General features: G+C 60.1%; 10 protein-coding genes. 9 read left to right on the top strand and 1 reads right to left on the bottom strand.

Features of this window, described 5'->3' with window-relative positions; translation table 11 throughout:
- The first annotated feature begins 226 nt into the window (after positions 1-226).
- Positions 227-1,081, top strand: a complete 855-nt coding sequence (locus AWB76_RS33330; protein ID WP_061164367.1) for a CPBP family intramembrane glutamic endopeptidase — start codon at positions 227-229, stop codon at positions 1,079-1,081.
- Positions 1,082-1,534: 453 nt separating this feature from the next.
- Here the strand turns inward: AWB76_RS33330 and AWB76_RS33335 are convergent, their stop codons facing one another.
- On the bottom strand, positions 1,535-2,434 hold the full coding sequence (locus AWB76_RS33335; protein ID WP_061164368.1) for a LysR family transcriptional regulator: 900 nt from the start codon (positions 2,432-2,434) through the stop codon (positions 1,535-1,537).
- 114 nt (positions 2,435-2,548) lie between these two features.
- Here AWB76_RS33335 and AWB76_RS33340 point away from each other — a divergent pair, with 114 nt between their 5' ends.
- The 8 genes from AWB76_RS33340 to AWB76_RS39650 all read left to right on the top strand — a co-directional run bounded on the left by AWB76_RS33340 (position 2,549) and on the right by AWB76_RS39650 (position 11,893).
- Entirely contained in the window at positions 2,549-3,904 is a 1,356-nt protein-coding gene (locus AWB76_RS33340) for an MFS transporter (RefSeq protein ID WP_061164369.1), read from the top strand.
- Entirely contained in the window at positions 3,901-4,899 is a 999-nt protein-coding gene (locus AWB76_RS33345; protein WP_061164370.1) for a hypothetical protein, read from the top strand. Before AWB76_RS33340 ends, AWB76_RS33345 begins: the two co-directional genes overlap by 4 nt.
- 56 nt (positions 4,900-4,955) lie before the next feature.
- A complete protein-coding gene (locus tag AWB76_RS33350; RefSeq protein ID WP_061164371.1) occupies positions 4,956-6,656 on the top strand; it encodes a tannase/feruloyl esterase family alpha/beta hydrolase in 1,701 nt (566 codons plus the stop codon).
- Between the two features lie 550 nt (positions 6,657-7,206).
- Positions 7,207-7,959: a response regulator transcription factor gene (locus AWB76_RS33355; protein WP_061164393.1), complete on the top strand. Its 753-nt coding sequence runs from the start codon at positions 7,207-7,209 to the stop codon at positions 7,957-7,959.
- Between the two features lie 205 nt (positions 7,960-8,164).
- Complete coding sequence (locus AWB76_RS39645; RefSeq protein ID WP_082864587.1) at positions 8,165-8,908, top strand: response regulator transcription factor; 744 nt, start codon at positions 8,165-8,167, stop codon at positions 8,906-8,908.
- A 394-nt stretch (positions 8,909-9,302) separates the two neighbouring features.
- The gene (locus tag AWB76_RS33365) at positions 9,303-9,611 is read left to right on the top strand and encodes a hypothetical protein (protein ID WP_061164373.1); all 309 of its coding nucleotides are present in this window, start codon (positions 9,303-9,305) and stop codon (positions 9,609-9,611) included.
- A gap of 140 nt (positions 9,612-9,751) precedes the next feature.
- Positions 9,752-11,431, top strand: coding sequence for an acyl CoA:acetate/3-ketoacid CoA transferase (locus AWB76_RS33370; RefSeq protein ID WP_082864589.1), 1,680 nt, complete (start codon positions 9,752-9,754; stop codon positions 11,429-11,431).
- A gap of 12 nt (positions 11,432-11,443) precedes the next feature.
- Positions 11,444-11,893, top strand: a complete 450-nt coding sequence (locus tag AWB76_RS39650) for a cupin domain-containing protein (protein ID WP_074171464.1) — start codon at positions 11,444-11,446, stop codon at positions 11,891-11,893.
- Positions 11,894-12,004: the final 111 nt, after the last annotated feature.

Genomic DNA, 12,004 nt, shown 5'->3' on the forward strand with positions numbered 1-12,004 from the left:
CGCTTGCGAGGGCCAAGGCTCGCATACGCCGCATCTGACGGCACAGCGCATAAACCGGCGTAACTCCGGGCTAAGAAACGCGGCATAAATTGGCGACTGAGCCCGCTGGCTCTCTACCGAGAAGACACACTTCCAACGTCACTTGGTGCGTCGCAGGGTGACTAACACGGCGCTACCCGACGACCCTCTACATTCACGCTATCACTTTCGCTGTTCGAGGAAACACATGCTCGCCGCGCCGTTCATTGCGCTTTTTCTTGCTGCACCCGCTTTGTGGACGCCGGTTGCCCAACGGCTGGTACCCGTTCTACTCGTAGTCGGATACGCGCTTGCGATGGCCAGCGGGCAAGTGACTGTTCTCTCCGCCCTACCGGTCGCGCTTCTGGTCATCGCAGCATTCTCCATCGCGCCACATCGCGAAGCGTGGGTGCGTTACACAGGACATGCGCTATTCATTGTGCTCGCCGTTGCGCTAAGTATGCACTGGGTGCCAGGCTTTCATAATCTGCGCGTCATCGACGCCCAGCGACTAGCTGGCGATGCCGTACCGTTCACGATGTATTTGAATCTTGACAAGCCCCTCATTGGATTCTGGCTCCTGCTGGTGTGTCCGTGGATTCGCCCGCGTTACGAAGCGAAAGCGTCGATGAAAGCAGGCATGGCAAGCTTCGTTGGTACGACCATCGCCTGCTTGCTTCTCGCCGTGGCATTAGGGCTGGTGAGATGGGAGCCAAGATGGCATTCGTTGACTTGGCTCTTCATGCTTAATAACCTGCTGCTTGTCACGTTGACTGAAGAGGCGCTATTTCGAGGTTATCTCCAAGGCGGGTTGTCACGCCTGCTCGCGCGCTTCGCGCGTGGGGACCTCGTTGCGCTGTTCATCGCGGCGATCGTGTTCGGGCTGGCCCACTTCGCCGGCGGCTGGCAATGGATCGTACTCGCAAGCGTGGCGGGCGTCGGTTATGGCCTAGCCTATCGCCTTGGCGGCCTGAGTGCCGCCATCCTCGCGCACTTTGGCTTAAATGCCGTGCATTTCCTCCTTTTCACTTATCCGATGCTTCAGGCGCACGCGGCTACATAGCATCACCCCGGTCCTCCCACATCACAAGGAAGACGATATGGCTGAGATATGCGTCGATCCGTCCTTCATTCGCACGAGACCCGACGGAGTCACCAAAGTCCAGACGCCCGTGCAGTTGCGATAGCGATGATGTCTCGCGCTGGCAGAACGCTGGCCGCGCGCAGGGCGCGGCAAGTACCCGCGGCTCGTCGAGTTCTCGGAACGACGATTGTGCTCCGAGGTGCTCGTCTTGCGACGGCCATGGGCACGAGCGAGAAGCGGCCGCTCGGTGGTCGGAATGCCCGACGAAGAAGCGCTCGTTCCGAAGTGCTCCGACTACCCACATGCATCGGATTTGATCCGTTGATACGCCCCCCTGCCCACGCTCGCTGATCCGTGAGATTTTGGAGAGGAATTGTCACCGGGAGCCATCAAGTTTGATGTTCTGGAGATTTTGTGGCTCCGGCCGCATCTTCAAGCCGATGCGTGACCGAACGTGAGCACCATCTCCCTAAAGCGCGACGCGGCCGGACTTTGCGTCTGTGAACGCGTGACGAGGTGCAACGGCGCTCTAAACGCATCGTCGCCGGCGACGCGGCAATAGCGCACGCTTTCCTGCCGATATCGTTGCATCGACGCCGGCACCAGTGTCACGCCCCCGCCCGCCGCAACGAGGTTGATCGCGGTTACCATACGCGGCACTTCATCGACCACGCGAGGCGTGAAGCCGCGCGCCTCGCAGGCACGGATGAAATCCGCGTACATACCCGGCGCGCCCGGCCGTCGAACGAAGATGAACGGCTCGCCGGCGAGCGCGTCCAGCGCTATCGCGCGCGCGCCGATCAGCACATGTCCAAGTGGCAGCACCAACCGCATGCGCTCCTGCGCCAACAGTTCGAAACGCAAATCGGCGGGCGTTTCGGTGGGCTTGCGCAATATCGCCGCGTCGACCTGCCCGTTCGACATCATCTCGATGATCCCTGCCGCGTTGACCTCGCTCAGTTCGATCGAGATATCCGGATGCGTCTGCCGGAATGCCCGGATCGCCGTGGTCGCGAGCGGATGAAACGCCGCCGAGCTTGTGAGCGCGATACGCACCCGCCCGACTTGCCCCTGCGACACGCGCCGCGCATGCGCCACGCCCTGCTCCAAGGTGCGCAAGGCCGCGCGCGCATGCTCCGCAAATGCCTGGCCCGGCGCTGTGAGTTCCACGCCGCGCGGCTGACGCAGGAACAGCGCGAAGCCTAATTCCTGCTCGAGTTCCTGAATCTGCTGCGACAGCGGCGGTTGCTGCATGTGCAAGCGTGCCGCCGCGCGGGTGAACTGCCCCTCCTCCGCTACGGCGAGGAAGTAACGCAAATGGCGCAATTTCATGGCATTCGCTCTGTGATATATCCATTGGATATGGTCACCCTATCCGATATGTATTTTACATTTGCCGGCGCGCTTCTTATGCTTGCATCACTCGAAAAGGTAGGGGAGACAAAAATGCACACCGTGTTGAACACGGGCACGCCGCTCGCCGCCGCGCCGCCGATGTCGAACTCGCAAGTGCGCCGCGCCGTGCTGGCGTCGGTCATCGGCAACGGGCTCGAATGGTTCGACTTTCTCATCTACGGCTATTTCGCCAAGACCGTCGCGCATGTGTTCTTTCCGGTCGGTAACAGCTTTCTCTCGATCACACTGACGCTCGCGACGTTCGCGATCGGCTTCATCGTGCGGCCGCTGGGCGGCATCGCGATCGGCGCGTGGGCCGATCGTCACGGACGGCGGAAGACGCTTTCGATGCTGATTCTGTTGATGGCCGCCAGTACATTGCTGATGGGTCTCACGCCGGGTTACGCGAGCATCGGCATTGCTGCGCCCTTGCTGGTGTTCTTCGCGCGCGTGCTGCAAGGCTTGTCGGTCGGCGGTGAGTTCGCGACCGCCGCCGCGATGCTGACCGAATATGCGCCGCCTGGCCGCAAGATGTTCTTCGGCAGTTTTCAGATGACATCGCAAGCGGTCGCGCTGCTGCTGTCGTCGTCATGCGGCTATCTGCTGACGACGCATCTCTCCAGCGACGCGCTCACTTCGTGGGGCTGGCGCGTGCCGTTTCTGCTCGGCGCGCTCGTCGGCCCGATCGGGTTCTATATTCGCCACAAGGTCTCCGAATCGCCGGAATTCGTGCAGTTGCGACAGCAACTCTGCCACGCGCCGCGTCAGTCGTTGCGCGCGTTCTTTCGTGAACGCGGCGATGCGGCGCTGTGTGCAATGGGCGTCATCATCGTCGGCACGGCAACCAACTATCTGTGGCATTCGTATATGCCGCTGTATGTCGAACGGCAGTTGCATCTGCCGCTGGAGAACGCACTGCTCGGCACGGCCATTTCAGGTTTGATCGGCATCGTTGGCTATCCGCTGGCGGGCAGGCTCGCGGATCGCTTCGGCGCATATCGGCTGTTCTTTCCGATCACGGTTCTGTGGATCTGCGCGGCGTGGCCGTTGTTCTCCTGGGTGCTCGCCGCGCCCACGCCCGAGCGCGTATTCGCCGCGCAGATGATCGCCACCGTCGTATTGAGTTTGATGTCGGGCGCGCATCCCGGCATGTTGACGCAACTGTTCCCGACCGCGACGCGTTCGATGGGCGTCGCGCTTTCGTACAACATCGCCGTGACGTTGTTCGGCGGGCTCGCGCCGCTGACGGTATCGACGTTGATCGGCGTGTCCGGATCGCGCATGGTGCCTGCGTGGTATCTGATGTTCGCGGGCATCGTGTCGCTGCTGCTCGTGGGACTGAGTGCATCGGGACGGCGGCTGTGCCGCGAGCCGAATCTGTGGCTGAAGGACGGCGCGCATTCATGACAATGCCCGAGAACGGAGCGCGTCCGCGCAACGAAGCGCCGGTGCACGTGGTCGGCGCTGCGCGCTTTCGCATCTCGACGCCGCGAGGCGCCGGCTGCGTGCCGGTGTTCTTCGGCGGCGCATCGGATAGGGCGTCGATCGAGCGCGTCGTCATCATGCTGCACGGTCGCCTGCGCGATGCCGATGCTTATCTGCGCACAGTCGAACGCGCGCTGTATGCATCGTCCGTGGCACGCGAAACGACGCTACTCGTTGCGCCGCAATTTCTCGCGACCGCCGATGTAGAGCATCACGCGCTCGATGCCGGCACGCTGCATTGGGAGTGGACCGCATGGATGGGCGGCCTCGATGCGCGCGGTCCGAACGCGCTGAGTTCGTTCGATGTGCTCGACGCGTTGATCGCGCATTACGCGCATTGCGCGCGCTATCCGGCGATACGCGACATCGTGATCGCGGGACATTCGGGCGGCGCGCAGGTGACGCATCGCTATGCGATCGTCGGACGCGCATCGAGCGGCGCGGCGAGGCTGCGTCATGTGATCGCGAATCCCTCGTCGTATGTGTATTTCGATGCATCGCGGCCCTATCCGGCGAGTCTTCCATGCGATGACGTGAACGACTGGAAATACGGCCTCGCCCGCTTGCCGCGCTACGCAAGCGAGAACGCGCACACGCGCGATCTCGAAGCGCATTACGCGCGCAGCGACGTGACCTATCTGCTGGGCGAACGCGATTGCGATCCGCTGCATCCCGCGCTCGATCGCACGTGCGCGGCGAATGCGCAGGGTCCGCATCGGCTGGCCCGGGGCCGAGCGTATTACGCGTATCTGCTGGCGCGGCATCACGGGTTGATGCATCGCTATCACGAAGTGCCGGAAGCGGGTCATAGCGGCGAGGCGATGTTCGGATCGGATGCGGGCATACGCGCCCTCTTCGGCGATGATGCGCGGCTCGTGCGATCCGTCGCCGGCGACGTGGGCGGCGCAAGCGAATAAGAGCAGCACTTTCAACCGGCCCGGGCGTTCGATCCGTGCCGATACAGGAGACGACCATGATCAGCAGAACGTCGGGGCGCACGCTCGCCCTCGGTGCGCTATGCGCAGCGCTTTCGATGACGATTGCCGGATGCGGCGGCGATAGTGGCGGCTCGCCCGCAGCCGTCGGGAACGTGCAAACGCAAGCGCAAACGCAAACTCAGACTCAGACGGCATCGCAACAATGCGCCGCGCTCGCCGCCATGGCGATTCCGGCGTCATCCATCGGCGCGCCGACGAGCGGTGCGAAGATCGCGACCGCGACGCTCGTCCAAACGAGCGGCGAGTATTGCCAGGTGAACGGGGCCATCGCGCCCGTCGATCCGGCAGCGCCCGCCATCAACTTCCAGGTGAACCTGCCGACCAACTGGAACCACAAGTCGCTGCATTACGGCGGCGGCGGTTTCGATGGCACGCTCATCACCGGCGTCGCCGCGCTGGACATGGCGCCCACCGGCGCGCCGACGCCGCTCGCTTCCGGCTACGCCACGTTCGGCGACGATTCGGGACATCAGAGTTCGAGCATCACGAATGGCTCCTTCGCGGCCAACGACGAAGCGCTCGCCAACTATGGCGGCCTGAGCCTGAAGAAGACGCACGACGTTGCGATGCTCCTCATCAGGAAGCGCTACGCGCAGATGCCGGCGAAGAGTTACTTTTTCGGCAGCTCGACGGGCGGCCGCGATGGCCTCACGGAAATCCAACGCTGGCCCGGCGATTACGACGGCATTGTCGTGAACCGGCCCGCACTCAATTACACTGGCTTGCGTCTGTCGAACGTCGTGTTGGGACGCGCGCTTTATTTGCGCAACGGCGCGGGCTGGCTCGATGTCGCCAAAACCGAACTGCTGCAGAACGCCGTGATGAAGGAATGCGATACGCTCGACGGCGTGGCCGACGGAATCATCTCGAACGTCGATGCCTGCAAGCTGCACGCGCTTAAGGTGCTCGCGTCGGTGCGTTGTCCGGGCGGCAAGGATGCGGGCGATAGCTGTCTCTCCGATCCGCAACTCGCGACCGTCGTCACGATCGCTTCTCCCCTGCTGCTGCCTTATCCACTCGCCAACGGCGTGCATCGCTATGCGGGCTACAACATTCTCGCCGGCTCCGTGTTCGCCGGACCGTTCACGACGCGCGATCTCGGCAAATCGAAAACGCCGTCGAATCCCGCGAGCAAGCACGACGCGAATCAGTGGGTGACGGGCGATCAATGGGTCAAGTTCTTTGTCACCCGCGTGCCGACATTCGATTCGCTGACCTTCGATCCATACAATCCAGCCACCTACCGCTCGCGCGTGCAGACCGTTTCGGCGCTGAGCGATGCCACAAACACGGACGTCGGCGCGTTCGCAGCCAAGGGCGGCAAGATCATCATGACGCATGGCCTCGCTGACGAGATTGTCAGCACGGATTCCAGCACGGAATACTACAACGGACTGCTGGAGCGCTACGGGCGCGGCAAGGTCGACGACTTCGTGCGCTTCTATCTGATGCCCGGCGTTGGACATGGGACGGGGCCGTTTCATCCGGCAATCGATTCGCTGTCCGCGCTCGATCGCTGGGTCGAATCAGGCACCGCGCCCGATACTTTGCAGATGAGCGACCTCAACACGGCGACGCTCGGCCGCACACGGCCGCTCTGCCGTTATCCGGCGTGGCCGCGGTTTGTCGGCGGCGACGTGAACGACGCGACGAGTTTTGCGTGTGTATACCGATAAAACATAATCGTAAAGTGCCTACGGCGCGGCAACTGGCAAAAAAGCGCATCCACTATAAGCGCCGTAAGCCAGTGCCGCCCGAAGACTCACTGTGGTTGGTTCGATCCGCGGCTTACGTCGTTTTAAGCTGCAATGTGGTCCGGCTCACGCGACAGAGATGCAGCACCTTTAACTGACACGCCAGCGCAGAAACGACGCGAGTTTTACGCAAAGCGACCGATGGAACCGAACGTTCGGACAAGTTTTTGAGTGTAGTACCAATCTATGTCCAAAACATTAAGACGCATCTCGGCACTATGCTGAAATCGTCACGCCACGGGTGCTAAAGTGACAAGACACCTCCTCTGTGACGTCTTTAGTATTGCGTCGACTGATTAAGTGGTATCTAAGTGGACCTGCGGCGAATACGCCGTAGTTCACAGCCGAGCGCGCTATCCGTTTCTGACTTCGGTCGCCCGCTCCCCCGATTGCCGCCCGGCGCTCAGCCGGCAATCGAGTGATGCTCTCCGAGCGCGATCCGCATGGAACCGTGTCAACGGCTGAGCCCAATATGAACTCGCGAGACTTCGCAGGAATTCTGCCATTTTCCAACTGCGTTCGTGCCGCGGGCACGAGTGAATTCGGCTTCGGCCTCCTCAAAGCAATTGAAGGCCTCGTTGAGGTCGACCATTGTGTCCTGGTTAATGTCTGGCCGCGTCACGCAGAACTGTCGGCGTTTGCAAACCGGCGCAACGGTGCCGGCGAACACCTGACCGAAGCTTATATTGGTGGGCGCTATCGCGAAGATCCACTCGTGCAGGAGTTTGTGACCTCCAGAGTCGCTGAGTTGGATAAGCCGGTCCTGCGATCGCTCATGCCCGAATGCCGATTCAACGAAGCCTACTACGAGCGCTTCTTCGTTGAACCGGGGCTCGTAGACAAGTTCTCACTCATCGTGCCCGATTCGAACAACACAGTCTTCCTGAGCTTTTATCGCTCGGCGGAGATGGGCCTTTTCAGCGACAGGGACAAAGTTCACTTTTTCGAATTTGCCGACCTACTGGCCGCGCTCGCATCCATCCACACCAGACTGCTAACAACGCCTCGGGTCTCCCGCGAGGTCTCGTTCAAGTGGCACACGATGCTATCTGAACGAGAACGGTCCGTTGCCAGATTGCTCGGCCGCGGTGAAACGGCAAAGACAGCAGGCGCGATGCTCTCGCTATCCCCGACCAGCGTTGTTACCTACAAGCAGCGTGCATTCGCAAAGCTGGGCATCGCGACACAGCGCGAACTTGTTGCACTGACGGCGTTGATGAGTTGACCCGCGACATCCCTGTCCTAGTTCAGTAGGACAGACGTGCACAATTGATCAATTTAAGATACTTCTGCTCGGTGATCCCTGCAGAGAAAGATCACCGAGCAGTTCCTCAAACGCCTTACATTTCACTTCGGATACCGAATCGAAAAGCCGGGCGAACTCTTTTGTCCCTCAGGCCCAAAGAGGGCCGCAACACGGTTGAGACATCATGCGCGTACTTCTTGTAAAAGACGATTTGCAGTGCGGTCAACACTTGTTCCGCGAGCTCAGAAACGCGGGCTACAACGTTGATTGGGTGCGCGATGCGCGCGCTGGAAGTCTCGCCATTGGCGCTGCCTACTATGCTGTTGTCCTCCTTGACTTGAGTCTCATGTGTGGCGGCGCTCTGGAACTTCTCCGAAGGTCGCGAGAGTCGGGCAACAAGGTGCCCGTACTGACCTTCATTACCTCCGGCGATCCGCAGGCACGTGTTCACAGTCTCGATATTGGTGCGGATGATTGCATGCCCAAACCGTTCGATGTTCGCGAGGTGCTAGCGCGCATTCGTGCGGTCCTGCGTCGCCAAGCCGGCTCTGCCACTTCACGAATCGGCAATAAGCAAGTCAGCCTCGATCTAGATCACCGAACGCTCCGATGCAACGGTGTGTCGTCGTCACTCTCAGCGCGCGAGTTTGCGTTAATGCACGCATTGTTAGAAAGACCGGAGGCGATCCTGTCGCGTGCTCAACTGGAGGAGCGCATCTACGGTTGGGGGCGAGAGATCGAGAGTAATGCGCTCGATGTGTTGATCCATTCGATGCGCAAACGGTTCGGTCGCAATTTGATCGAAAACGTGCGGGGGATCGGTTGGACAGCAAGGCGCGCTGTGGGCGGCTCGGCGCATGCGCACTGCGCTCCGATCCCATCAACAATGCGCAGTTTTTCTTCCTTCGAGGCGGGGCTGGTTCATTGATAACATCATAGACGGGCCAACCCAAACGCCGTTCGAGGTCTGACCTAATGCGCTCGACGCACAAGGGTCTGATCGCTCCGGTGTGCAAGCATCTGACTTTAGTCAACGACGTACGCAACGCGGACTCGCGAGCGCGCCCGCGGTGGTCCGCGAGTCGCCAACTGGCAGCCATCTGCTCGTCAATCGAACGATTGTGAAAGCTGCGTTCTGCCAAACGTCGCGCAGTCGATTTTCAAATCTAGGGTGCCGCATATCGCGGACTCCGAGTTCCGCATATGCGCACCGACGCGAGAGTCAACTGCTTCGATAGGGGCACCTGTCAAACGATCGGCTTAATTCTCAACTCATTGTCAGATGCAACAATCGGCCGCAAAGACAACCGAGGTATCGAAAAATGGAACATCCGCAGGTTGAAGTTAAAAAAGTCGCTCAATCGCGACCGGACGAGAAGTTAATGGGGCGCCGCACTCGCCGGATCGCGCTTTTAGCATGCGCTTTGGTACTGGCGTTCGCCGCAATGCAGGTCGCCCTGCCTCGAGAGGAGGGATTTGCGGCCGCGCTCATCAATTCGACGTGGGGCAAGTGGCAGGAAAAACGGATGGAAGCAAGTCGCGAGGAACTCATGCGCGGATGCGTCAAGCAGGGTTTCGCGACGTTCGACGCTTGCTTCGACAGTTCCTTGTCCACCATGGGCCCTGGTTGACTATCCAATCACTGCAATCGGCGAGCATGTGCCAACGCCATCGATCGGAAGATCTTCAACCCATCTTTCCAATTTAAGGCGGTTCGCCATGCTTACACTTATCACCTGCATTGATCGCCAAAGGCGAACGAAACATCACCATGGAAAACAAAGTCAAAACTGCTGATGAAGCTGTTGCATTGATTCGCAACGGCGACGTGGTGAGTTGCTCAGGTTTCGTCGGAACCGGCACGCCGGAGGAATTGATCGCGGCGCTGGAGCGACGTTTCGTCTCAACGGAAGGTCCGCGCGATCTGACGCTCGTCTTTGCCGCCGCGTGTGGCGACGGCAAGGAGCGCGGACTGAACAGGATCGCCCGCAATGGACTGATCCGTCGAGCAATCGGAGGCCATTGGTCGCTCGTTCCCAAGCTCGCGAAGCTGGCGATGGACAACCAGATCGAGGCCTATAACCTTCCGCTAGGTACGATCTCGCATCTCTATCGCGATTCGGCCGCTCACAAAGCAGGCACACTCACTAAAGTAGGCCTCGGTACCTTCGTCGATCCACGCCAAGACGGCGGGAAGATTAACTCACGAACAAAAGAAGATCTCGTATATTTAATGCAGATCGGGGGCGACGAGTGGCTCTTTTACAAGGCCTTCAAGATCGACGTCGCCCTGATTCGCGGCACTACTGCCGATCCCGAAGGCAATATCACAATGGAGCGAGAGGCGCTGCTGTTGGACGCTCAGGCTGCTGCCATGGCTGCGAGGAATTCCAACGGGCTAGTCATTGCCCAGGTCGAAAGGATTGCATCGAGCGGCTCGCTCGATGCGAGGACCGTGGTGGTTCCGGGCATGCTGGTCGATTACGTTGTGGTAGCGCCAGGTGCGACCCATTGGCAAACCTATGCCACCGATTACAGCCCAGCGTACTCAGGCGAGATCCGCGTCCCCATCGACGCAATGCCGGCACTTCCCCTCAATGAGCGAAAGCTCATCGCGCGGCGCTGTGCGTTCGAGTTACCCCGGGGCGGTGTCATCAATCTCGGAATCGGCATGCCCGAGTCAGTGGCGGCAGTCGCAGCGGAGGAGCACATACTCCACGAGTTAACCTTAACGGCGGAATCCGGTGTGATCGGCGGTCTGCTCCAGGGCGGCCTCGATTTTGGCGCGGGCATCAATGCGCAGGCGTTGTTGCATCAAAATCAGCAAATTGACTTCTACGATGGCGGTGGACTGGACCTCGCGTGCCTTGGCATGGCTCAGGTCGACGGCGCGGGCAACGTCAACGTCAGCCGATTCGGTTCTCACCTTGCCGGCGCCGGTGGGTTTATCAACATTAGCCAGAATACGCGCCAGCTTGTGTTTGCCGGGACGTTTGCCGCAGACGGAGGCGCCAGCTGTGTCGAAGGTGGCGAACTGCAAATCGTAGCCGAAGGGCAAACGAGCAAATTTGTAAAAGCGGTGGAGCAGATCACGTTTAACGGACCCCTTGCCGCGGCAAGAGGCCAGTCTGTGCTGTACGTGACCGAGCGATGCGTTTTCAAGCTCCAGCCCGAGGGCCTGCAACTGATTGAAGTGGCGCCGGGAATCGACATCGAACGAGACGTGCTTTCCCATATGGCGTTCCGTCCGATTATCGGTGACGTGGTGCGGATGGACCCACGCATCTATCAATTAAAACCCATGGGTCTTGCCACGATGCGACAGGATCCGCCGCAATCGAATCATTGCGCTAAGGGCAACGATGAAAAATCCAGTGTTCTCAAATTTGAAGCCAAGCCGAACTCACACGAGGTTTTGCGTCCTTCCGCACGCCCCCCAATTAACTCGTAAGGAGTGTGTTCCATGCGACTGGTCCGTAGAACTGCAATCGCGCTAACTCTGGTCCTGATCACCGCGCGGGCGTTGACAGCGCCCGCTGCGGCGGCGGCCGCTGGTGGTCCGGAGAAGCCGGTGTCGACCGTCCTCCTCAAGACCGAGCGCTCATGGGATGGCAAACTATATAAAAGCTATCCTGCGGGGCGGCCGCAACTCACCGTTCTCAAAATTGTCATTCCCGCCCACACGACGCTACCGTGGCACATGCACCCAATGCCGAACGTCGGATACGTACTAAGCGGGAATCTGCATGTGGAAAGCAGGGACGGCCATCATCAGACGACCCTGCACGCAGGCGACGTGCTTCCTGAAATGGTGGGAAGCGCTCATCGTGGATACACCGATAACGCTCCAGTCAAACTGATCGTATTTTATGCGGGAGCGAAAGGCTTACCCACTGCGACAACAGTCCATTGAACGGCGTTCTGCGACTCTTCCGACACTTTGCAACGGCGCACTGGGACATGGAGACGCACTTCGCTTACGTTGTTTGAAGTCGCTATCTTGTAACGGGCTGCAGCATCGCGC

The organism is Caballeronia temeraria, assembly GCF_001544795.2.
GTDB lineage: Bacteria > Pseudomonadota > Gammaproteobacteria > Burkholderiales > Burkholderiaceae > Caballeronia > Caballeronia temeraria.

Bases quoted from the DNA above. Each gene is read 5' to 3' on its own strand.
- AWB76_RS33355 (WP_061164393.1), top strand. From the start codon at position 7,207: ATGAACTCGCGAGACTTCGCAGGAATTCTGCCATTTTCCAACTGCGTT.
- AWB76_RS39645 (WP_082864587.1), top strand. From the start codon at position 8,165: ATGCGCGTACTTCTTGTAAAAGACGATTTGCAGTGCGGTCAACACTTG.
- AWB76_RS39650 (WP_074171464.1), top strand. From the start codon at position 11,444: ATGCGACTGGTCCGTAGAACTGCAATCGCGCTAACTCTGGTCCTGATC.
- AWB76_RS33370 (WP_082864589.1), top strand. From the start codon at position 9,752: ATGGAAAACAAAGTCAAAACTGCTGATGAAGCTGTTGCATTGATTCGC.
- AWB76_RS33365 (WP_061164373.1), top strand. From the start codon at position 9,303: ATGGAACATCCGCAGGTTGAAGTTAAAAAAGTCGCTCAATCGCGACCG.
- AWB76_RS33340 (WP_061164369.1), top strand. From the start codon at position 2,549: ATGCACACCGTGTTGAACACGGGCACGCCGCTCGCCGCCGCGCCGCCG.
- AWB76_RS33335 (WP_061164368.1), bottom strand. From the start codon at position 2,434: ATGAAATTGCGCCATTTGCGTTACTTCCTCGCCGTAGCGGAGGAGGGG.
- AWB76_RS33350 (WP_061164371.1), top strand. From the start codon at position 4,956: ATGATCAGCAGAACGTCGGGGCGCACGCTCGCCCTCGGTGCGCTATGC.
- AWB76_RS33330 (WP_061164367.1), top strand. From the start codon at position 227: ATGCTCGCCGCGCCGTTCATTGCGCTTTTTCTTGCTGCACCCGCTTTG.
- AWB76_RS33345 (WP_061164370.1), top strand. From the start codon at position 3,901: ATGACAATGCCCGAGAACGGAGCGCGTCCGCGCAACGAAGCGCCGGTG.